The organism is Arthrobacter sp. 10T425 (genome assembly GCF_056393985.1).
This window is the reverse complement of record NZ_JBFTGZ010000021.1, coordinates 44,068-64,510: the sequence shown is the minus strand read 5'-3', so window position 1 is coordinate 64,510 and position 20,443 is coordinate 44,068. Positions and strand designations below refer to the sequence as shown.

General features: G+C 68.1%; 20 protein-coding genes and 1 pseudogene. 9 read left to right on the top strand and 12 right to left on the bottom strand.

What is annotated here, in order from left to right; translation table 11 throughout:
• The 4 genes and pseudogenes from aspA to AC1DDH_RS19260 all read left to right on the top strand — a co-directional run.
• Positions 1-342: pseudogene (aspA, locus tag AC1DDH_RS19275) on the top strand (aspartate ammonia-lyase); the annotation flags it as partial.
• 27 nt (positions 343-369) lie between these two features.
• On the top strand, positions 370-1,953 hold the full coding sequence (locus tag AC1DDH_RS19270) for an amino acid permease (protein WP_476857715.1): 1,584 nt from the start codon (positions 370-372) through the stop codon (positions 1,951-1,953).
• 121 nt (positions 1,954-2,074) lie between these two features.
• The gene (locus tag AC1DDH_RS19265) at positions 2,075-3,391 is read left to right on the top strand and encodes an ATP-binding protein (protein ID WP_230008091.1); all 1,317 of its coding nucleotides are present in this window, start codon (positions 2,075-2,077) and stop codon (positions 3,389-3,391) included.
• A 107-nt stretch (positions 3,392-3,498) separates the two neighbouring features.
• Positions 3,499-4,122, top strand: coding sequence for a transmembrane-type terpene cyclase (locus AC1DDH_RS19260; RefSeq protein ID WP_476956081.1), 624 nt, complete (start codon positions 3,499-3,501; stop codon positions 4,120-4,122).
• Here the strand turns inward: AC1DDH_RS19260 and AC1DDH_RS19255 are convergent.
• From AC1DDH_RS19255 to gluQRS, 3 genes are read right to left on the bottom strand one after another with little or no spacing between them, the layout of a single operon-like run.
• Complete coding sequence (locus tag AC1DDH_RS19255) at positions 4,112-5,113, bottom strand: NADP-dependent oxidoreductase (RefSeq protein WP_476956080.1); 1,002 nt, start codon at positions 5,111-5,113, stop codon at positions 4,112-4,114. The two genes, AC1DDH_RS19260 and AC1DDH_RS19255, sit on opposite strands and share 11 nt — an antisense overlap.
• 2 nt (positions 5,114-5,115) lie before the next feature.
• Positions 5,116-5,811 (bottom strand): HD domain-containing protein, encoded by a 696-nt coding sequence (locus tag AC1DDH_RS19250; protein ID WP_476859589.1) that lies wholly within the window; start codon positions 5,809-5,811, stop codon positions 5,116-5,118.
• Between the two features lie 9 nt (positions 5,812-5,820).
• A complete protein-coding gene (gluQRS, locus tag AC1DDH_RS19245) occupies positions 5,821-6,768 on the bottom strand; it encodes a tRNA glutamyl-Q(34) synthetase GluQRS (protein ID WP_476947344.1) in 948 nt (315 codons plus the stop codon).
• Positions 6,769-7,101: 333 nt separating this feature from the next.
• Between gluQRS and AC1DDH_RS19240 the strand changes: the two genes are divergently transcribed.
• A complete protein-coding gene (locus tag AC1DDH_RS19240) occupies positions 7,102-7,560 on the top strand; it encodes an Lrp/AsnC family transcriptional regulator (RefSeq protein WP_176803545.1) in 459 nt (152 codons plus the stop codon).
• Positions 7,561-7,574: 14 nt separating this feature from the next.
• On the opposite strand, the gene AC1DDH_RS19235 is transcribed toward AC1DDH_RS19240, so the two are convergent.
• Positions 7,575-8,030 (bottom strand): Lrp/AsnC family transcriptional regulator, encoded by a 456-nt coding sequence (locus AC1DDH_RS19235; protein ID WP_079555658.1) that lies wholly within the window; start codon positions 8,028-8,030, stop codon positions 7,575-7,577.
• Between the two features lie 117 nt (positions 8,031-8,147).
• Here AC1DDH_RS19235 and AC1DDH_RS19230 point away from each other — a divergent pair, with 117 nt between their 5' ends.
• A complete protein-coding gene (locus tag AC1DDH_RS19230) occupies positions 8,148-8,810 on the top strand; it encodes a LysE family translocator (RefSeq protein WP_230007336.1) in 663 nt (220 codons plus the stop codon).
• Positions 8,811-8,831: 21 nt separating this feature from the next.
• Here AC1DDH_RS19230 and AC1DDH_RS19225 read toward each other — a convergent pair whose 3' ends face one another.
• The 6 genes from AC1DDH_RS19225 to AC1DDH_RS19200 form a co-directional block, all read right to left on the bottom strand.
• Positions 8,832-9,188, bottom strand: a complete 357-nt coding sequence (locus tag AC1DDH_RS19225; RefSeq protein WP_028277562.1) for a nuclear transport factor 2 family protein — start codon at positions 9,186-9,188, stop codon at positions 8,832-8,834.
• 81 nt (positions 9,189-9,269) lie between these two features.
• The gene (locus AC1DDH_RS19220) at positions 9,270-10,319 is read right to left on the bottom strand and encodes a hypothetical protein (RefSeq protein ID WP_476932237.1); all 1,050 of its coding nucleotides are present in this window, start codon (positions 10,317-10,319) and stop codon (positions 9,270-9,272) included.
• 33 nt (positions 10,320-10,352) lie between these two features.
• Complete coding sequence (locus AC1DDH_RS19215) at positions 10,353-10,853, bottom strand: DUF456 domain-containing protein (protein ID WP_230007333.1); 501 nt, start codon at positions 10,851-10,853, stop codon at positions 10,353-10,355.
• Positions 10,854-11,017: 164 nt separating this feature from the next.
• Positions 11,018-12,211, bottom strand: a complete 1,194-nt coding sequence (locus AC1DDH_RS19210; protein ID WP_374208206.1) for an NAD(P)-dependent malic enzyme — start codon at positions 12,209-12,211, stop codon at positions 11,018-11,020.
• Positions 12,212-12,513: 302 nt separating this feature from the next.
• Entirely contained in the window at positions 12,514-13,071 is a 558-nt protein-coding gene (locus AC1DDH_RS19205; RefSeq protein WP_476857711.1) for a TetR/AcrR family transcriptional regulator, read from the bottom strand.
• Positions 13,072-13,252: 181 nt separating this feature from the next.
• On the bottom strand, positions 13,253-14,518 hold the full coding sequence (locus tag AC1DDH_RS19200; RefSeq protein WP_476956079.1) for an MFS transporter: 1,266 nt from the start codon (positions 14,516-14,518) through the stop codon (positions 13,253-13,255).
• A 154-nt stretch (positions 14,519-14,672) separates the two neighbouring features.
• Between AC1DDH_RS19200 and rraA the strand changes: the two genes are divergently transcribed.
• The 3 genes from rraA to AC1DDH_RS19185 all read left to right on the top strand — a co-directional run bounded on the left by rraA (position 14,673) and on the right by AC1DDH_RS19185 (position 18,587).
• Positions 14,673-15,149 carry a ribonuclease E activity regulator RraA gene (rraA, locus tag AC1DDH_RS19195; RefSeq protein ID WP_223914960.1) on the top strand — a complete coding sequence of 159 codons (477 nt, stop codon included), beginning with the start codon at positions 14,673-14,675 and terminating at the stop codon, positions 15,147-15,149.
• Between the two features lie 102 nt (positions 15,150-15,251).
• Positions 15,252-16,910 carry an MDR family MFS transporter gene (locus AC1DDH_RS19190; protein WP_476956078.1) on the top strand — a complete coding sequence of 553 codons (1,659 nt, stop codon included), beginning with the start codon at positions 15,252-15,254 and terminating at the stop codon, positions 16,908-16,910.
• Positions 16,911-17,111: 201 nt separating this feature from the next.
• Positions 17,112-18,587: a sugar porter family MFS transporter gene (locus AC1DDH_RS19185; RefSeq protein ID WP_476956077.1), complete on the top strand. Its 1,476-nt coding sequence runs from the start codon at positions 17,112-17,114 to the stop codon at positions 18,585-18,587.
• 120 nt (positions 18,588-18,707) lie between these two features.
• On the opposite strand, the gene AC1DDH_RS19180 is transcribed toward AC1DDH_RS19185, so the two are convergent.
• Complete coding sequence (locus tag AC1DDH_RS19180) at positions 18,708-19,934, bottom strand: MFS transporter (RefSeq protein ID WP_028277571.1); 1,227 nt, start codon at positions 19,932-19,934, stop codon at positions 18,708-18,710.
• Between the two features lie 38 nt (positions 19,935-19,972).
• On the bottom strand, positions 19,973-20,437 hold the full coding sequence (locus AC1DDH_RS19175) for a MarR family winged helix-turn-helix transcriptional regulator (protein ID WP_223914957.1): 465 nt from the start codon (positions 20,435-20,437) through the stop codon (positions 19,973-19,975).
• Positions 20,438-20,443 lie beyond the last annotated feature (6 nt).

Genomic DNA, 20,443 nt, shown 5'->3' with positions numbered 1-20,443 from the left:
GAGGCCGGCCAGCTCCAGCTCAACGCCTTCGAACCCATCATCGTCCACAGCCTCCACAAGAGCATCTCCCACCTCGAAGCCGCGTGCCGCACCCTCACGGCCCGCTGCGTCCGGGGCATCACCGCCAACACCGAACACCTTCGCCTCACCGTGGAACAATCCATCGGCCTCGTCACCGCCCTGAACCCGCAACTGGGCTACGCCACAGCCACGGCCATCGCCCAGGAAGCCCTCGCCACCGGCAAGGGCGTCGCGGAACTAGTCCTCGAACACGGCCTGCTCACCGACGAGCAGCTCACCGAGCTCCTCAGCCCGCACCGCCTGGCCAACCTGAGCAAGTAGCGCCCCTCCGAACCCCGAAGGACCCCCATGACTTCTCCTGACACTGCCCGCGCCCAAAAACTGCCCGCTCAACAGCAGACCCAGCCACAATCCGCCGTCACCGACCACACCATTCCGGCGCATGCCCACGCCTCGGGGGCTGCGCTCCACGCCGAGGACCAGGGCTACCACAAAGGCCTGAAACCCCGGCAGGTCCAGATGATCGCGATCGGCGGCGCCATCGGCACCGGCCTGTTCATGGGCGCCGGCGGCCGGCTCGCCACCGCCGGTCCGGCCCTGATCATCAGCTATGCCGTCTGCGGGTTCTTCGCCTTCATGATCCTGCGCGCGCTCGGCGAACTCGTGATGCACCGGCCCTCGTCCGGCTCGTTCGTGTCCTACGCCCGCGAATTCTTCGGCGAGAAGGCCGCGTTCGTCACCGGCTGGCTGTACTGGCTGAACTGGGCCATGACCGCGATCGTGGACATCACCGCCGTCGCGCTGTACATGAACTTCTTCAAGAAATACTGGGCGCCCATCGCGGACGTGCCGCAGTGGACCTGGGCGCTGGCGGCCCTGATCCTGGTCCTGGGCCTGAACCTGATCAGCGTCAAGGTGTTCGGCGAGCTGGAATTCTGGTTCGCGCTCATCAAGGTCGTGGCGCTCGTGTCCTTCCTGCTCGTCGGCATCTACTTCGTCATCTTCGGCACGCCCGTGGCCGGGCAGGAGGTCGGCTTCAGCCTCATCGCTGACAACGGCGGCATGTTCCCCAATGGCCTGCTGCCGGCCATCGTGGTGATGCAGGGCGTCGTGTTCGCCTACGCCTCGATCGAACTGATCGGCACCGCCGCCGGCGAGACCGAAAACCCCGAAAAGATCATGCCGCGGGCCATCAACACGGTGATCGTGCGCATCGCTGTGTTTTACGTCGGCTCGCTCGTGCTGCTCTCCCTGCTGCTGCCCTACAGCTCCTACAAGGCCGGCGAAAGCCCCTTCGTGACATTCTTCGGCTCCATCGGGGTCGACGGCGTGGACGCCATCATGAACCTCGTGGTCCTTACCGCGGCGCTGTCCTCGCTCAACGCAGGCCTTTACTCCACCGGCCGGATCATGCGCTCGATGTCCATTTCCGGTTCCGCGCCGAAATTCGCCGGCCGGATGAATAAGTCCGGTGTCCCCTACGGCGGCATCGCCCTCACTGCCGCAGTGGCTGTCCTGGGCGTGATCCTGAACGCCGTGGTCCCGGCCGAGGCCTTCGAGATCGTCCTGAACGTCGCATCGCTCGGCATCATCAGCACCTGGGCCATGATCGTCCTGTGCCAGATGCAGCTCGCCCGGCTCGCAGCCCGCGGAGAACTGCTCCGGCCCGCGTTCCGTATGCCGGGCGCACCCGTCACGGGCTGGATCACCCTGGCCTTCCTCCTGGCGGTGCTGGTCCTCATGGCCTTCGACTCGCCAGTCGGAACGTGGACCATCGCCTCCCTCGCGGTCATCATCCCGTTGCTGATGCTCGGCTGGCGCCTCTGCCGGCACCGCATCCTGGAGATCGCCGCCGTCCGCGACGGGTTCACCGGCCCGTATCCGCTCGTGGCCAACCGACCCGTGCGTGGGACCGGCGGGGATTCGGAGTAACATCCCGGCAGTCCGGGTCCGCGTAACGCAACGTCCCCGCAACCTCTCCTGCACGTGGTTCGCATATGCTCAGCGGACAGACTCAACATGGCTCAGCGACGAACCACCCGGGAGACAGCTCATGACCAATTGGCGGATCAGGGATTTCCATTCGGCCGATCTTGACGGGATCCTGCACCTCTGGGAATCCCTCAAGGCCACCAACGTCGAGCCGGTCTACGCCCTCTCCGAGGTGCTCGCCTCCTGCGAAAAGGACCACGCCGTCGTCGCGGTGCAGGGCGAGCAGGTGGTGGGCGCCGCCGTCGGACGCGCCGCCCACGACCAGGGCTGGATCGTATTCCTGGCCACCCTGCCCGATTACCGGGGCCGCGGCATCGGCACCTCGCTGCTGGCCTCAGTCGAGAACCGGATGGCCCCGCACGGGCTCAACAAGCTCTCGGCCCTGATGCCCGAATCCGAAACCCGGGTGGAGGCCTTCCTGAGCCGCGGCTTCGCCCTGAAGAAGAACCTGCGCTACTTCGAGCGGAAAATCCCGGTCCAGCGCCAGGAACTCGAGCCGCTCAGCCAGCTCGGTGGCCGGATCCTGGCCCGCGACCTCTGGGAAAACGTGGCGGGCATGCGCAACGAGAAGGAACTGCTGGAACGCCGGCTGGTCCTTCCCCTCGCCGAGGCCGACCTCGCCGACGAATACGGGGTGGTGCCGCCCCGGGCGGTGGTCCTCTTCGGCCCGCCCGGTACGGGCAAGACGACCTTCGCCAAGGCCATCGCCTCCAGGCTGGAGTGGCCGTTCGTGGAGGTATTCCCCTCCCGGCTGGCCTCAGACCCCAAGGGGCTGGCCGGGGCGCTGCGCGAGACCTTCCTGGAGATCGCCGAACTCGAGCACGCGGTCGTGTTCATCGATGAGGTGGAGGAGATCGCCTCCCAGCGCTCCGGCGAACCGCCGTCGCCCCTGCAGGGCGTCACCAACGAACTGCTCAAGATCATCCCGGCCTTCCGCGAACAGCCCGGCCGGCTGCTGGTCTGCGCCACCAACTTCATCCGCGCCCTGGACTCCGCATTCCTGCGGCACGGCCGCTTCGACTACGTCATCCCGATCGGCCTGCCGGACCGCCAGGCCCGCGAGGCCATGTGGCAGCGCTTCATCCCTGCCACCGTGGTGGACGACGTCGACGTCGAGCTGCTGGTGGACCGCACCGAGGGGTTCTCCCCCGCGGACATTGAGTACGCGGCCCGCAGCGCCTCCCAGCGGGCGCTGGAAAAGGCGGTGTACGACGACGGCGGCGCGGCGTCCGGCGGCAGCGCCTCAGTCCGCGAAGCCGTCCGGAAGGGTCCGGCCACCCAGGACTACCTCGACGCGATCGCCGACACCCGGACCACGGTCAGCGCCGAAGTGCACCAGCAGTTCCTGGAGGACATCGACGACCTAGGCCGGGTGTAGGGGAAGCAACGCGGGGTCAGTTGCGGCCCATGTTGGGGCTCTGCATGGGCGCCAAGTGACCCCGCGTTGCAGTCATTGCCGAGCCGTCATTGCCTAGTGGAGGCAGCGTGATCCTGTTTCTCACAATTGTGAGCGGCCTGGCCTGGACCGTGGTCTACGTCGATGCCATCCGGATCGGCTTCAAGGACCGGAGCTACGCGATCCCGGCCGCCGCGCTGGCCCTGAATTTCGCCTGGGAGGCCATCTACGCCATGCGCTCCATCGCGACGGGAATCACCGCCCAGGGTGTCTTCAATATCGCGTGGGGACTGGCCGACGTCGTGATTGTGTACACCTTCCTGAAGTTCGGCCGCTCCGAGCAGCCGGGCTGGGTGACGCGGCGGCTGTTCATCGGCTGGGCGCTCCTGCTGGGCGTGACGTCCTTCGCGGTCCAGCTGCTGTTTGTCGTCCAGTTCGGCTGGGACGACGCGGCCCGCTACGCGGCGTTCCTGCAGAACCTGCTGATGTCCGGGTTGTTCATCGCCATGTTCGCCGCCCGGGGCGGCACCCGCGGCCAGACCCTGCTGATCGCCGTAGCCAAATGGGTCGGCACCCTCGCGCCCACGATTGCGCTGGGCTGGTACGGCAACTCGCCCCTGATCCTGGGCGTGGGGGCGCTCTGCAGCGTCTTTGACCTGGTGTACATCGGCCTGCTGTGGCGGGCCCGGCAGCCGGGAGCCGCTAGAGGGTGACGACGATCTTGCCCTTGGCGTGGCCCTGTTCGAGCGCGGCGAAGGCTCCCCCAATGTCCGCGAACGGGTAGGTGCGGTCCATGACCGGCTGCACGTGGCCGGCGTCGACGAGGGCCGCCAGGGTGCGCAAATCATCCCCGCTGGGGTGCATGAACAGGTAACGGTAGCTGGCCTTCGCCTTCCGGGCGCGGCGGCGGATGCCCATGCTCATCAGCCAGAAAGCGGCCGTGATCATCGGCGGCGAGCCCAGGTCTTTCGTCGCGGTGAGCGGCTCGGGAACGCCGGCGATGGATACCACCCTGCCGCCGGACTTAAGAATGCGGAAGGAATCCCTGAGGGTCACGCCGCCGACCAGGTCCAGGACCGCATCGAAATCATGCAGTACCGCGGAGAAGTCCTCCCGGTTGTAGTCGATGACGGCGTCCGCCCCCAGCCGGCGCACCAGCGCCTCGCCGCGGGCCGATGCCGTGGTGGTGACCTGGGCGCCGAGATACTTGGCGAGCTGGATGGCGAGTGTTCCCACCCCGCCGGCGCCGCCGGAAATGAAGAGCCGGGTGCCGCGGCCCACGGCAAGTTCATCGCGGAGGGCCTGCAACGCCGTGAGCCCGCCCAGCGGCAGTCCTGCGGCCTCGGCGAATCCGAGCGACGCCGGCATGGCGGCCACCAATTCCTGCTGCACGCACACCAGCTCGGCGAAGGCTCCAAGCCTGGCCTTGTCCACCCGGGCGTAGACGCGGTCGCCGATGGAAAAGCGGTTGGGCCCGGGTCCGATTGCATCCACCGTCCCGGCGAGTTCGCAGCCGGCCACGATCGGCAGGCGGACATGGCTGATGGGCCGGAGCGCGCCCCGGCGGAACTTGAAGTCCACCGGGTTCAGCCCGGCCGCGGCGACCTTGATCCGGACGTCACCCGGGCCGGGCTGGGGAACCGGAACATCCCGGAGTTTCATCGCGTCCGGGCCGCCGTAGCGTGTGAGGACGTAGGCGCGCATGCTCAGTCCCGCGCGGACCCGGTGTCGCCGGCCGGAGCATCGCCCGGCGCAGCTTCCGCGTCTGCTGCAGCGGCCGTTGCCGGGGCGTCTGTTGCCGCGTCTGCTGCCGGGGCGTCATAGGAGAGGAACTCGTAGTCCGTGTCGTCCGCCTCGTCGAGCATGTCGTCGAGTTCGTTCAACAGCCAGGGATTGATCCGGGCCAGGATTTTCCGGGTTTCCTCGACAGGAACGGCGGCGTAGAGCACCGGGCGGGCATCGTCGTAGCGGGTGACCGGGGGCTTGTCCGGCCACTTCTCGGCCAGCGCCTTGACCCGTTCGGGCAGCGAATTGTGCGCGTTGTCGGCAATCTTCACGAGCGTGGCGTCGTGGTCCTCGGCGATGTACCGGATGCCGGCCTGGTAGTCGTCCGGGTTCTCATGCAGGCGCTTAGTGACCCGTTCGATGATGTCCGCGGCACGCTCGGAGACCCCCATGTCCAGCAGTGCCTGCCGCGTCATCGGGGTGTCCTCCGCGATGTCGTGGAGGTACCCGGCGATCCGGATGTCGTCGTCGAAGTCCGCCAGGGAGTCCCCGACGGCGAGCACATGTTCCCGGTATGGCCGCTTGAGCTTGTCCTTCTGGCGGTTGTGGGCCACCTCGGCCAGGACCTTGGCTGTCTCGACGGTGAAGCGGGGCTGAGGGTGTGCAGGCTCGGTCATGAATCCAGCCTACGCGCCGCGGCTGTCCGTCCCTGCCCGGAGGCCGGTTCCCGGATGCGCCCCCTTGTGCGCTCCCGGTACCCCGGGCCACACCCAGGGCTCGCGGGGCAGGGCCGCCGGGTCGAAGGCGGCGAGGACTTCGTCGAGGCGGCCCGGCGGGAGGCCAAGGGAGTCCAGCAAAGTGTCCCGGACCTGGTCCGCGCCCACCCCGGCCAACGCCAGGTCGGCCAGCGTGACGGCGCCGTCACGCTTGGCCAGCCGGGCGCCGTCGGCGTTCAGTACCAGCGGCACATGCGCATATTCAGGAACAGGCATATTGAGCAGCGACGCCAAATAGGCCTGCCGCGGCGTGGACGGCAGCAGGTCATCGCCGCGGACCACCTGGTCGATGCCCTGCGCGGAGTCGTCCACCACCACGGCCAGGTTGTAGGCGGTCACGCCGTCGTTGCGCCGGAGCACGAAGTCGTCGACCACCCCGGTGTAACTGCCGTGGAGCACGTCCCGCACCGTCACCTCGGCCACGGTGGAGCGGAGCCGGACAGCCGGCGGCCGGGCGGCCCGCTTGGCCTCGCGCTCGGCGCCGCTGAGGTTCCGGCACGTTCCCGGGTAGGCGCCCAGCGGAGCGTGCGGTGCCGAGGGGGCCTCCTGGATTTCGCGGCGGGTACAGAAGCACTCATAGGTCATGCCGGCCGCCGTCAGCTCCGCGATCGCCCCGTCATACAGGTGCTCACGCTCCGTCTGGCGCACGACGCCGCCGTCCCAGTTCACGCCGATCGCCGCCAGGTCGCGGAGTTGCTCGGCCTCGGCGCCGGCCCGGGCACGGTCCAGGTCCTCCACCCGCAGCAGGAACCGCCGCCCCGTGGACCGGGCGAACAGCCACGCCAGGATGGCCGTCCGGAGGTTGCCGACATGCAGTTCGCCGGAGGGACTGGGGGCGAAGCGGCCAGCTGAGGTCATGGGATAAGCCTATGCGGAGCAGCACAAGAGCCCCTCAGCTACCGATGACTTCGGGAAATCCGGCGTCGGTGGCTCAGGGGCTCTTGCCGCGAGTGCGTTGTGCGGAATGACGATGCGTGAACAAGAGTCAGTCAGCGGCTGGTTCCTTGCGGGAGCCTCGTCCGGGGTCCGGGTGGTGTGCCGGGATGTCCGTAGCCTTCGGGATCGTGGCGGTGGCCTCGTCCCCTTGTTGTCACCATTTGAGCAGAAGCCCTACAGTTGGTGCAACGGACCGGCCCCAGAGTAGTCAATCTGATCAACCACAGCCCGGACCGCGAACAGGAAGTGGTCATTTTGCAGGAGCTCGACGCGACGGACCGGCGGATCCTCGCCGCGCTGGACGAAGATCCCCGCGTGCCGGTCATGGTGCTGGCGCAGAAGCTGGGCCTGGCCCGCGGCACCGTCCAGTCCCGCCTGGAACGGATGTCGGCGTCGGGCGCGCTCCGGCCGAACAGCAGCCGGGTGCTGCCGTCCGCCCTGGGCCGCGGCGTGGCGGCCGCGGTCAGCGCGGAACTGGACCAGAGCCACCTCAACGAGGCAATCGCCGCCCTGCGCAACATCCCTGAGGTGCTCGAATGCCACGCCCCGGCCGGCGACACCGATCTCCTGATCCGGGTGGTGGCCAAGAGCCCGGACGATCTCTACCGCGTGTCAGAGGAAATCCGGCTGTGTCCCGGAATCGTCCGGACCTCAACGAGCATGTTCCTGCGCGAGGTCATTCCCTACCGGACCACGGGACTGCTCGGCGCCTGAGCAGGCGGCCGCGTCTAGACCGGCGGCCCGGCGTTGGCCTTCAGGTTCTTCATGACCAGCGTTGACGTCAGTCGCTCGACGCCGGGCAGCGAGGTCAGTTCACTGTCGTAGAAACGCTGGTAGGAGGGCAGGTCCTCCGCGATGACCTTGAGCAGGTAGTCCGGCGACCCGAAGAGCCGCTGGGCCTCGACGATGTTGGGATTGCCGGCCACCCGGCTCTCGAAGATCTCCATGGTGGAACGGTCCACCTGGCGCAGGGTCACGAACACGATCGCCTCGAAACCGAGCCCCACCGCGGCTGGATCAATGTCCGCCCGGTAGCCCCGAATGATCCCGGCGGCCTCCAGATCCCGCAGCCGGCGATGGCACGGAGCCACGGTCAACCCCACCTTGGCCGCCAGGGCCGTGGCAGTCATCCGGCCGTCCGATTTGAGGTAACGCAAGATACTTCTGTCAATGGCGTCAATCACGCAATTATCTTACCCAATTGCGGTGATTCTTCAGTAAATAAGCGAGCACTTCCCGGCCGAATTTGCCTAGAGTTTTTCTTGTACCCGCCACGGGGTGCCGCACTCCTGGAGCCCGCCATGAACCCCCAGCTTTTCCTCGCCTTCCTGGTTGTCGCCGTCGCCCTGGCGTGCACCCCCGGCGTCGACTGGGCCTATTCGATCGCGGCCGGGCTCCGGCAGCGCAGCTTCGCGCCCGCCGTCGCCGGTCTCTGCGGGGGCTACGCCCTCCACACGGCGTTGTTGGTGCTGGGCCTGGCGGCACTGCTCGCCGGGATGCCCGGCGTGCTGGGCTGGCTGACCGCGGCGGGCGCCCTCTACCTGCTGTGGCTGGGCTTCAGCACCCTGCGGTCCTGGCGCGGGGCCAGCTTCAGCACCGGTACCGCTGCTCCCGGTGCCGCCACACCCGCGAGCCAGTTCCGGGTCTTCCTCCAGGGCATGGGCATCAGCGGGATCAACCCCAAGGGCCTGCTGTTCTTCGTGGCCCTGGTGCCGCAGTTCGTCAGCCCTGACGCCGCGTGGCCGGTTCCGGTCCAGTCGGGTCTGCTCGGGCTGACCTTCATCCTGCTCGTGGGCGTCATCTACAGCTGTGTGGCACTCCTGGCGCGGAAACTGCTGCAGGCCAGGCCGGGCGCAGCGCGCCAAGTGACGCTGGCCAGCGGGATCATCATGCTGGCCCTGGGCGCCTTGCTGCTCGCCGAGCAGATCGTGCCCGCCGTCAGCGCAGCCATGACGCACGGGTGAGGACGCGAATCCGCCCTGGGGCTACTTGCGCTGCATGTACCACTCGGTGAAGGACGACGCGCGGCCGTCCGCGGTCAGTTGGATGACCCACAAGTTGTCATAGCTCCGGCTGTTGCCGCGGTACGTCGTCAGGCCCTGCACAAACGCCCGGCCGCCGTCGACCCCCAGCAGCTTCCATTCAAACATCCAGTCATCCGGCTCATCACGCCCGGCAAGCCAGTGCTCCACGATATCGTCCCGGCCCTGCCACGGTTCGGCTTCCTGGGGGCTGGTCGCATAGATGGCGTCCTCGGTAAACAGCGCCCGGATGTCCTCCGGATCGTTCGTCGTCCACGCTGTGATGTAGTGCTGCATCCAGCGCTCCACCGCATCTCTCATGCCTCGTTTGTACTCCCCGCCCCAGGGGCCCGCAAGAGTAGTGGATACGTGGATTTGGCCGCGATCGGGCGTGGAAGCCCGTCAGTCGTCGTCAGCGCGCCCGTATTCGCGGTCCCAGAGTTCGTGCATTTCGGCGTCTTTGCGGATGGCTTTCACGGCCTCCAGCTGTGCCGGTTTGTGGCGCTGCCAGTCCCGGCCGCCGAGGGTCTTGCGGCCCGCCTCGAGGAGGAGCAGGGCGGTGTCCGTCAGCGCGTCGCTGCGGAGGGTGAAGTCAGTCTTCCTGCGCCGCAGGACTTCCTGCAGGGCCGAACGGGAAGCGGTGTAGGCGCCGAGCCTGCGCAGCGACCGGGCACGCACCAGCAGCAGCGCCGCGGACAGATCGTCCGCGTTCAGCAGGCCCTCGGTCTCTGCCACCACGTCGACGTCGCGTCCCAGCTCGGCCTCCAGCGAACAGCGCGCCAGGGCGAGCGGCAACGACGGCGGCAGGCCGGCCAGCGCCGCCAGCGCCGCCTCCGTCTGGCCGGTCTCGCGCAGGGAATGGGACAGCGCCAGGAACACGGCCTCCTCGGAGAAGAGCACCGGAACCTCAATCCGCTCGGCCACCTCCACCCTGGTGACCACGCCGGCCAGGTATTCGCCGGCGTAGCGGTTGGCGTCCTCGTCGTTCCGCAGTCTCAGGCCGTGCTGCAGGAGTTCGGACGCGCGCAGGTGCCCGCCGTGGGCGTACGCCAGCAGCCCGGCCATGAGGTAGCACACCCCCGCCCAGCCGGGGTAGGAGCGGGCCAGGGTTATCAGGCGGTCAGGATCGGTGCTTCCGAAGACGGCGGAGTGCACGGCTTTCATCCTCTTGGCCGAGGTCCGGCCCCCTACCCTGCCCAGCCGGGGCACCCCGCCTTCGGCGGCCAGCGTCCCGGGTGCCCGGCCCGCCATGAGTCCGGCCACCGCGCCGCCCACGGTGCCGGCCAGGCCGCGGACGGGTGTCCGGACCACTACCTTGCGGAAGGGCGTCAGGTCGCGGGTGTCCGTGTACGGCCTGCGCTGGCCGTCGGGATTTTCGCCGTCAGCAAGCTGGCCAGCGGGAATGCGGCCGTCAGGAATTTGGGGGGCGGATTCGCCAAGTCCGGCGCTCATTCCCCCATGGTAGTAGGCTCCGGCAGGCCGCTGCTAGGCCGCCGAGGCCACCCAGAGGCCGATCACCCAGGTGCTCGCGGCGAGGCACGCGAGGCCGAATTCCACGATCATGCCCAGGCCCGTGGCCTTCAGCGCGGCCCAGCTCGAGGCCACTGCGGTGCCGAACACGCGGGTGCGCTGCAGCTCGCTGAGCAGGAGCCCAGCGGCGAAGCCCACAAAGAGCCCCACCACGGGGATGACGAACATGCCGGCCACGCCCAGCACGAGGCCCACCACCACGGAACGGCTCGGGATGCTGTGCTGCTTGAGCTTCCGGCCGGTAAGGACGGTGCTCGCGGCCAGGCCGGCCAGAACGAAAAGCATCCCGATCCCGAAGACCACCCAACCGGTGGTCCCGGCGCCGCCCCACAATGCCCAGGCAAGCAGGCTCGCCCCGATCAGGATGCTGCCGGGCAGAACGGGAATGATCGTCCCGGCAACGCCCACCACGATGGCGAGGCCGCAAAGCACTGTCACGACAATCTCGGGGTTCATGGCCCCAGTCTATGGCCGGGCCCGGGGCTGCCGTTGACGGCCCCGGGCCCGGAATGCCGGCGCCTAACTTCCGGACGGCTCCCCGAACGACAGCGGCGGCGCTCCCCCCTCAGGGAAGCGCCGCCGTCGTCGTCCGGTGTCGGATGCCTTCTGACGCGGTCCTGCTACTCGGCGGCCACCGCCGCGGCGACTGCGGCGGAGACGGCCGGGGCCACGCGCGGATCCAGCGGGCTGGGCACGATGTAGTCCGCGGAAAGGTCGTCCTCGGCCAGTTCCGCGATGGCCCGGGCCGCGGCGAGCTTCATGGCCGGCGTGATCCGGCGGGCGCCGGCGTCGAGGGCGCCGCGGAAGATGCCGGGGAAGGCCAGGACATTGTTGATCTGGTTCGGGAAGTCGCTGCGTCCGGTGGCGACGACGGCCGCGTACTTGCTCGCGACCTCCGGCAGGACTTCCGGGTCCGGGTTCGACAGGGCGAACACGATCGAGCTGTGGTTCATCAGCTTGAGGTGCTCCTCGTCCAGCTTCGAAGAGGAGACCCCGACGAACACGTCGGCGCCGAGCAGCGCCTCCCCCGGGCCGCCTGTCACGCCACGAGGGTTGCTGCGGGCGGCGAGCTGGGCCTTCTTGCTGGCCGGATCGGCGGCGATGTCCGCGCGGTCCTTGTTGATGGTGCCGCGGGAGTCCAGGAGGACGACGTCGCCGATTCCGGCCGTCAGCAGGATTTCGGCGACCGCGATCCCGGCGGCCCCGGCGCCGGAGACCACCACACGCAGGCTATCGAGGGTCCGGCCGGTCACCTTGGCGGCGTTGGTCAGGGCGGCGAGGACGACGACGGCGGTGCCGTGCTGGTCATCGTGCATGACCGGGCAGTCCAGCGCCTCGATGAGTTTCTCCTCTAGTTCGAAGCAGCGGGGCGCGGCGATGTCCTCAAGGTTAACGGCGCCGAAACTGGGGCGCAGCCGGACAAGTGTCTCGATGATTTCGTCGACGTCGGTGGTGTTGAGGACCAGCGGGATGGAGTCGAGTTCGCCGAAGGCCTTGAACAGCGCGGACTTGCCCTCCATCACGGGCAGCGAGGCGCTGGCGCCAATGTTGCCCAGCCCCAGCACGGCCGTGCCGTCGCTGACCACCACCACGAGGCGCTGGGCCCACGTGAGCGTCTTGGCGAGCTCCGGGTTGGCGTGGATGGCGCGGCTGACCTGGGCGACACCGGGCGTGTAGGCGATGGAGAGGTCGCGCTTGCTGGCAAGCGGGACGGTGCTGGAAATCGACAGCTTGCCGCCCTCGTGGGATGCGAAGATTTCCTCGTCGCTGAGCACGGCTACTGGCTCAGCCGGGGAGGTGGAATCGGCGGGAATGATCGTTTCAGTGGACACGTCGTTGTCTCCTGGGGCTCACCGTGGGCGCACGGCTCATGGAAGCTCAAGCAAGGATGCTCAAGTTGGTCTGGCAGGGGCGGCGGCGACCAGAGGTGGCGGTCGCCGGTGTTTCCCCGATTTGCCGGCATCAGCCGGCTCCGGTCCAGCAATGGTAAACAGGGCATCGCGCCCGTTACGCCCGCGGGGAGCGTTACCCACCCGTGGTGAAACGTTTCTTCTCCAGAATATGTGACCCGGATCACGCGCGGGAGGGCATATTCCGGGCCGCTGGTCTAGACCAGTTACGCGGCCTGCGGGGTCCGCTGCAGGAGGGAACAGGCCTTCTTCAGGTCCTCCTCCGCTTCGAAGAGGGACAGCCGGCGGCAGCGGACGGCCTGGACCAGGCCCGTAACCGTCAGCAGCAGGACCCGGGCCACGGCCGGGTCGCCGCACGCCGCCGTGACTGCCTTCTCGGCCGTCGCATCGATCTCGCGCAGCAGCCGCGTTGTGTCGTTGTCCTTGACGTAGACCGCCCGGTTGAGGGACTGCTCCACGGCGGGCTGCATCAGGCGCATGTGGAAGATCTCCATCACCACTCCCGCGAGGGCCTGGGCCGCGACCTTGCCGGCCGCCGGCGAGCTCCCCGCGAGCAGTTCGCCCAGTTGCTTGCGGTACAGCGCCAGGACCAGCTGGGTGGCCGACGGGAAGTAGCGGTACAGCGTCCCCAGTGGCACGTCCGCCTTGGCCGCCACCTCGGACAGGACCACGGAGTCCAGGCCCTTGCGGGCAAACCCCGCGGCGACATCTAGGATCCGCACGTAACGGAGCCGCTGCCGGGGCAGAGTGGGTGGAGGGGCCATCGGTGGAAGATCTGAGTGAAAATCAGGCATCAGCAGCGTTCCGGGGGTCGTTTTTCTCGGCAGCCGGGCGCGATCCGCCCACCGCGCTGCCGCGGCAATTGCCGTCCACTATACGCCACGAATCCGGGCGCCCGGCGAGGAGACCGGGGCTCCGAGGCCCCCTGCACGGAACGCGGGCGGCTCAGTCCACGCCCTTGATCTTCACCACGAACACGGCCCCCAGGAGCCCAATCACGGCGGCCGCCAAGTACAGCGCCACATAGCCGCCCCAGAAGGCAACAAAGGGGTACGCGATCAGCGGGGCGAGCACTTGCGGCAGCGAGTTGGCAATGTTGATGACGCCAAGATCCCTGCCCCGGTTCAGGGCCGTGGGCAGCACCTGGGTAATGAGGGCATAATCCACCGCCAGATAGCAGCCGAAGCCGATGCCGAGCACGGAGGCGCCGACCAGCGCACCCGGCCAGGTGGGCGCGAACGCAAGAATGAGGGAGGCTGCGGCGATCACGGCGGAAGAGATGATGACCAGCGGCTTCCGGCGGCCCAGGCGGTCGCTCAGCCGGCCGCCGACCACGCTGGTGATGATCACCATGACCGCATACAGGCCCGTGAGGATCAGGACGCCAAACTCGGGCTCGATACCCTGGGTTTCGCGGACGCGGACGGCGTCGTTGAGGAAAAACAGCAGGTAGAGGGTGATCATATGGTTGCCGATGTTCACCAGGAGCCGTGTCAGCCAGGCCCAGGCAAAATCCGGATGGCGGGCCGGGGAAATCCAAAAACCCCGCACAAAGCCGCCCAGACTGAACGGCGGACGGGCCTGCGCAGGCAGCGGAACGTCGTCGTTCTTGAAGTAATAGAGCACGACGCCGGCGAGCAGCGCCACCGCGCAGACAACATACCCCGCGGCGAAGTTTCCGGCGACGGCGGCGGCGATCACCGCCCCTGCCAGGATTCCCGCTGTTTGGCCCATGGCGGCAAGGCCGCCGACGGTGCCGCGCTGGGGTACCGGCACGCGGTCCGGGATGGCCGCCGTGATGGCCGCATAGGCGCCGTTGCAGCCGGCCTGGACGAGGCACCAGAGCAGCGTCATTGCGGCAACGCCCGGGGCGCCGGCCAGCGCGATCAGGGCCGCGGCACCCAGGACGGCACCGAAGAGCACCCACGGCACCCGCCGCCCCCGGCGCGCGGTGGTCCGGTCGCTGAAGGCGCCGAAGAGGGGGTTGGCCATCAGGGACACGGCCGCACCCGCACCCGTCACGAGGGCGAGGATGGCTTCCTTGTCCGGTTCACTGAAGGCTGCCGCCTGTTGGCCGAGGAGCACCTGGAGCGGGCCGAAGAATGCCGCGTTGATGCCGACGTTGACCAGCACCACCCCTGCCGTCCAGACAGGCCGGACGCGGCGTTCGGGTTCGGCGAGCGCCGGCGCGGTGGTATCGGACATGCTCATGGCTCCCCCTGGAACTGATGATCAGGCATATGTATCAGTGCGCAGCCAGACTACCGGGACTCGGCGGATCTGGGCGCAATGTGCGAGTCTCGGTCATGAAACACGCCGCCAACCCGCTCTGCCACGCCATCCGGTTAACACGCAAGGAGTCACTGTGAACGCTTCCGCCCTGAATACTGCAGACCTTTACGACGAGCGCGGCGGGGAGCTGGAATCCGTGTCGGTGCAGTTCCAGTCCCTGGGCGGGCACACGCATTTCAGCGGGCCGGTCCGGACTATCCGCTGCTTTGAGGACAACGCGCTGGTCAAGTCCGTGCTGGCCGCTCCCGGCCACGGCTCCGTCCTGGTGGTCGACGGCGCCGGTTCCCTCCGCACGGCACTGATGGGGGACATGATCGCGGCGAGCGCCGTCGCGAACGGCTGGGCCGGCGTCGTTATCAACGGTGCCATCCGGGACCGGCTCGCCATCGCGGGGCTGCCGCTCGGGGTCAAGGCACTGGGCAGCAACCCGCGCAAGAGCGCCAAGGACGGCGCCGGGGCAATCGACGTGCCCCTGGAAATCGACGGCGTGGCCATCCGCCCCGGCGTGATGATCTGGTGCGATCCGGACGGGATCCTGGTCGAACGCTAAGGACTTTCTTCTCCCCGAGGTAGTGGCGGGAACAATTCAGCCAGTAACATAGTTACTGAAAGCAACTATCCGCTTAATCCCCCACTTCACCTTGGAGCAGTCATGTCCAAAACCACCTCCGTGCGCGCCGCGGGAGAGGTCCTGACCCACCGTCAGACCATCACCGTCATGGTGGGACTCATGCTCGGCATGTTCCTGTCTTCGCTGGACCAGACGATCGTGTCCACCTCGATCTACACGATCGCCAACGACCTCGACGGCCTCTCCCTGCAGGCCTGGGCCACCACCGCCTACCTCATCACCTCCACGGTGAGCACGCCGCTCTACGGCAAGCTCAGTGACATCTTCGGGCGCCGCCCGCTGTATCTCATCGCCATCGTGATCTTCCTCGCCGGTTCGCTCTACGCCGGCTCGGTCCACTCAATGACCGAGCTCGCCATTGCCCGCGGCATCCAGGGCATGGGCGCCGGCGGCCTCCTGGCCCTCGCCCTGACAATCATCGGCGACATCGTGCCGCTCAAGGACCGGGCCAAGTACCAGGGCTACTTCATGTCGGTCTTCGGCATCTCCTCCGTCCTGGGCCCGGTTATCGGCGGCGCCTTCGCGGGCACCGAAACCATCCTCGGGATCGACGGCTGGCGCTGGGTGTTCCTGATCAACATCCCGATCGGTCTCGCGGCCCTCACGGTGGTGTTCATGTACCTGCACCTCCCCGCCAAGCACGTGAAGCAGAAGATCGACTACTGGGGCGCCGCGGCCATCACGCTGGCCATTGTGCCGCTCCTCCTCGTGGCCGAACAGGGCCGCACCTGGGGCTGGAGTTCCGCGAACTCCTACCTCTGCTACGGCCTCGGCGTCGTGGGCATCATCGCGTTCCTGCTGGCCGAACGGCACGCCGCCGACTACGCGCTGATCCCGCTCCGGCTGTTCCAGAACATCACCTTCGGCCTGTCCTCGCTGCTGAACTTCATCATCGGCATCGGCATGTTCGGCGCCATCGCGATGCTGCCCATGTACCTGCAGCTGGTCAAGGGCCTGACCCCCACCGAGGCCGGCCTCATGATGATCACTTTCACCGTGGGCATCCTCACCGGCTCCATCACAGCGGGCCGGACCATCTCGGCCTCGGGCACCTACCGGATCTTCCCGATCCTTGGCACCGCAACGCTGACGGCGGCCGCCGTCGTCATGGGCCTCTCCCTCGGCGTGGACACCCCGCTGTGGGTCCCCGGCGCCATCGCCGTGTTCTTCGGCCTGGGACTGGGCTTCTGCATGCAGCCCCTGACGCTGGCCATGCAGGTCTCCGTGCCCTCGAAGGACATGGGCGTGGGCACTTCCTCCGCCGCGTTCTTCCGTTCCATGGGCGGCGCGGTTGGCACGGCAGTGTTCATCTCGATGCTTTTCAGCCTCGCGGCGGACAAGATCGCCACGGGCATGAAGGACGCCGCGCAGAATGCTGACTACCTCAAGGTGCTCAAGGATCCGGCCGTGGCCGCCGACCCGGCCAACGCCCAGCTCTACGACTTCTTCAAGAACGGCGCCAGCAACGACTCGCTGAACGACACCAGCTGGCTGCACACGGCCAACTCGACGCTCACCCGTCCCATCGTCGAGGGCTTCGCGCAGTCGATCGACGCGGTCATGCTCACGGCCGCCGTGCTCACCGGCATCGCCTTCCTGATCACGTTCGCCCTGCCGAACAAGAAACTCACGGACCCGAGGGCGGTTGCCCGGGAGGGCGCCGTGGCCGCCGCCCACTAGGCGGTCACGAGGTCTGGAACACGACGACGGCCGGCAGTCTTGTGGACTGCCGGCCGTCGTCGTCTGTCCTCAGCCGCAGCAGCGGCAAAGTGTATGTTTCGTCTCACTTTCCAGTGGTTGTGACAGGGGGCACGCGGGGGCGGGTGTAAAACTGGGTAGTTGCGGCGAAGGCCGTGGACCGCGAACTGCCAAGGGAGCCGTATGACCACCACCCATGACCAGACCGCCGCCAAGATCCCAAAAAGGGTCATTTGGCTGGCCGTAGCGGGCGCCGTCGGCGGCTTCCTCTTCGGCTTTGACTCCTCCGTCGTCAACGGCGCCGTCGACGCGATCAAGGACGAGTTCGCCCTCAGCGAGGCCGTGACCGGCTTCGCCGTCGCCGTGGCCCTCCTCGGCTGCGCGGCAGGGGCCTACCTGGCCGGCAAGATCGCCGACCGCTACGGCCGGATCCCGGCCATGAAGCTGGGCGCGCTGCTGTTCCTGGTCAGCGCCATCGGCACCGGGTTCGCGTTCGGCGTCTGGGACCTGATCTTCTGGCGTCTGGTGGGCGGGCTCGGCATCGGCCTGGCCTCGGTGATCGCGCCGGCCTACATTTCCGAAATTTCCCCCCGCCACGTCCGGGGCCGCCTGGCCTCGCTGCAGCAGCTGGCGATCACCACCGGCATCTTCGCCGCCCTGCTCTCCGACGCCGTGTTCGCGACGTCGGCCGGCGGCGCGGACCAGGCCCTGTGGCTTGGTTTGGAAGCGTGGCGCTGGATGTTCATGGCCGCCGCCGTTCCCGCGGTCGTCTACGGCTGGATCGCCTTCACCCTGCCCGAATCGCCGCGGTTCCTGGTGTTCCAGGGCAAGGACGAGGAGGCCCTCAGGGTCTTCAAGTCGATCGCCCCGGACGAGGACTCGGACCGGCACCTGCGCGACATCAAGAAGGCCATCGACGAGGACAAGCTTGCCGGCCAGAAGGGATCCCTGCGCGGCAAGGCCCTGGGCCTGCAGCCGGTGGTCTGGATCGGCATCATCCTGTCCGTGCTGCAGCAGTTCGTCGGCATCAACGTGATCTTCTACTACTCCACCACGCTGTGGAAGGCCGTGGGTTTCCAGGAAAAGGATTCGCTCACCATCTCCGTGGCCACCGCCGTCACCAACATCCTGGTCACGCTCGTGGCAATCGCCCTGGTGGACCGGATCGGGCGTCGTCCGATCATGCTGGCCGGCTCCATCGGCATGGCCCTCTCGCTGGGCACCATGGCGCTGGCCTTCGGCTCGGCCACCGGGTCCGGCGACGCGATCTCCCTGCCCGGGGCGTGGGGTCCGGCGGCGCTGGTCGCCGCCAACGTGTTCGTCATCAGCTTCGGCGCCTCCTGGGGCCCGCTGGTATGGGTGCTGCTGGGGGAGATCTTCCCGTCCCGGATCCGCGCCCGGGCCCTGGGCCTGGCCGCGGCCGCGCAGTGGATCGCCAACTTCGCCATCACCCTGAGCTTCCCGGTCATGGCCGCGGCCTCCCTGTCGCTGACGTACGCCATGTACGCGCTGTTCGCGGCGGCGTCGTTCTTCTTCGTCATGTTCAAGGTCCCGGAGACCAACGGCATGTCCCTGGAGCAGGCCGAAACCCTGTTCGTGCCCAAGGGATCCGCAAAGGAAGCCGCCAAGGAATCCGCGAAAGAGTCCGCCAGGGCCTGAGCCGGCGCTTCTGTGAGGGCCGCCGCGCCTTCAGCGTTCCGACAAAAGAACGCCCATGCTTGCGAGGAAGCATGGGCGTTCTTTGTCACCTCAGCGGGTTCTGCGCAACACCGGGTGTTGCTACACCACGTGCGGCTCGTGCGCCGCCAGGTAGCGGCGTCCGCCGAAGACGACGGCAATGGCGGCCACCATGGCCAGCGCGCCGGCGAAGAAGGGCACCTGCGGGCCGAAGTGCTCGCCCAGCTGCGCGGCGGCAAACGGTGCCAGGGCGCCGCCCATCCAGCGTACAAAGTTGTAGCCGGCCGAGGCCACCGGCCGCGGCGAGTCGGACACGCCCATGGCCAGCTCCGTGTAGATGGTGTTGTTGATGCCCAGGAGCGCCCCGGAAATGACCACGAGGACGACGACGGCCGGCACCGAGTGCCCGGCGGCCAGGCCCAGTCCCACAAGGTCGAGCATCAGCAGGACTAGCGTGCCGGTGAGGACCCGGACCGCTCCGAAGCGGTTCTGCAGCACGGGGGCGGCAAACACTGAGAAGACCGCGACGGCCACACCCCAGCCGAAGAACACCCCGCCGATCCCGTAGGCGTCCATGCCGAGGATGAAGGGCGTGAAGGCGAGGACGGTGAAGAAGCCGTAGTTATAGAACAGGCCGCTGGCCGCCGTCGTCCGCAGCCCCTTGTGCCCCAGTGCCAGCAGCGGATCCCGGAGCCGGACTTTCCGTTCGGGCAGCGGCGTCTTGGGCAGCAGGGCAATGAGCGCGATGAACGCGGAGGCCATCAGCACGGCCGTACCGAAGAACGGGGCGCGCCACTGCCAGCCGCCCAGCAGTGCGCCCAGGAGCGGGCCGAGGGAAATGCCCAGGCCGAGTGCGGCCTCGTAAAGGATGATCGCCGTGCCGGCTCCGCCGCTTGCGACGCCGACAATCACGGCCAGCGCCGTGGCCACGAACAGGGCGTTGCCCAGCCCCCAGCCGGCGCGGAAGCCGATGAGCTCAGCCACGCTGCCCGACGTGCCGGACAGGGAGGCGAACACGACGATGACCGCCAGCCCGATCAGCAGCGTCCGCTTCCCGCCGATTCGGGAGGAGACGTAGCCGGTGATCAGCATGGCGACTGCGGTCACCAGGAAATAGCTTGTGAAGAGCAGCGACACCTGGCTCGGCGAGGCGTCCAGGTTCTTGGCGATCGCCGGCAGGATGGGGTCCACCAGCCCGATCCCCATGAAGGCGAACACCGCCGCGAGGGCCGTGGCCCACACCGCCTTGGGCTGTTTGAGCAGTGAGGCCTTCTCGGCCTCGAGGGTTACTTCCGCTGCCGGCAGGGTGTCGGCGGGCTGGCCGTGCATGGGGGCACTCCTAAGTGATTGGAATTGTTGGGTGAAGATCAGGCCAGGAGCGTCGCGTTGATCCTGCCGATGACCGGGAGGGCGGCCGCGAGGGCGGCGCGGTCTTCGCCCGAAAGGGACGAGAGGACGCCGGCCATGACGGTGTTGCGGCGCTCGTTGGCGGATGCGACGGCGGCGAGGCCGGCGTCCGTGAGGGTGACCCGGACGGCGCGGGAATCGTCGGGGTCCGGCTCGCGCCGGGCGAGGCCGGCGCGCTCGAGCTTGATGATCTGCTCGGTGGCACTGGGCACCTTGACGCCCAGGTTCCGGGCGATTTCGCCTACCCGCACGCCGCCTGCGGCGGGCCCGGCGTCCAACAGCATCTTGAGCATGCTGAGTTGGGCGGCGCTGAGTTCGCCGTCGGCGTCCAGGCGGCGGACGAGGTAGATGCTGTGGCGGAGGGCCTCGCGGAAGTCCTCGGCGAGAGCGAGGAGGCCGGGGTCAGCCGGTTCACTGGCGTTCATAGTTAG

Excerpts from the sequence above, each read along its gene's own strand:
- AC1DDH_RS19270 (WP_476857715.1), top strand. The coding sequence starts at position 370 with ATGACTTCTCCTGACACTGCCCGCGCCCAAAAACTGCCCGCTCAACAG.
- AC1DDH_RS19265 (WP_230008091.1), top strand. The coding sequence starts at position 2,075 with ATGACCAATTGGCGGATCAGGGATTTCCATTCGGCCGATCTTGACGGG.
- AC1DDH_RS19255 (WP_476956080.1), bottom strand. The coding sequence starts at position 5,113 with ATGCGCGCCTACGTCCTCACACGCTACGGCGGCCCGGACGCGATGAAA.
- AC1DDH_RS19250 (WP_476859589.1), bottom strand. The coding sequence starts at position 5,811 with ATGACCGAGCCTGCACACCCTCAGCCCCGCTTCACCGTCGAGACAGCC.
- gluQRS (WP_476947344.1), bottom strand. The coding sequence starts at position 6,768 with ATGACCTCAGCTGGCCGCTTCGCCCCCAGTCCCTCCGGCGAACTGCAT.
- AC1DDH_RS19230 (WP_230007336.1), top strand. The coding sequence starts at position 8,148 with ATGAACCCCCAGCTTTTCCTCGCCTTCCTGGTTGTCGCCGTCGCCCTG.
- AC1DDH_RS19225 (WP_028277562.1), bottom strand. The coding sequence starts at position 9,188 with ATGAGAGATGCGGTGGAGCGCTGGATGCAGCACTACATCACAGCGTGG.
- AC1DDH_RS19220 (WP_476932237.1), bottom strand. The coding sequence starts at position 10,319 with ATGAGCGCCGGACTTGGCGAATCCGCCCCCCAAATTCCTGACGGCCGC.
- AC1DDH_RS19215 (WP_230007333.1), bottom strand. The coding sequence starts at position 10,853 with ATGAACCCCGAGATTGTCGTGACAGTGCTTTGCGGCCTCGCCATCGTG.
- AC1DDH_RS19205 (WP_476857711.1), bottom strand. The coding sequence starts at position 13,071 with ATGGCCCCTCCACCCACTCTGCCCCGGCAGCGGCTCCGTTACGTGCGG.
- AC1DDH_RS19200 (WP_476956079.1), bottom strand. The coding sequence starts at position 14,518 with ATGAGCATGTCCGATACCACCGCGCCGGCGCTCGCCGAACCCGAACGC.
- AC1DDH_RS19190 (WP_476956078.1), top strand. The coding sequence starts at position 15,252 with ATGTCCAAAACCACCTCCGTGCGCGCCGCGGGAGAGGTCCTGACCCAC.
- AC1DDH_RS19185 (WP_476956077.1), top strand. The coding sequence starts at position 17,112 with ATGACCACCACCCATGACCAGACCGCCGCCAAGATCCCAAAAAGGGTC.
- AC1DDH_RS19180 (WP_028277571.1), bottom strand. The coding sequence starts at position 19,934 with ATGCACGGCCAGCCCGCCGACACCCTGCCGGCAGCGGAAGTAACCCTC.
- AC1DDH_RS19175 (WP_223914957.1), bottom strand. The coding sequence starts at position 20,437 with ATGAACGCCAGTGAACCGGCTGACCCCGGCCTCCTCGCTCTCGCCGAG.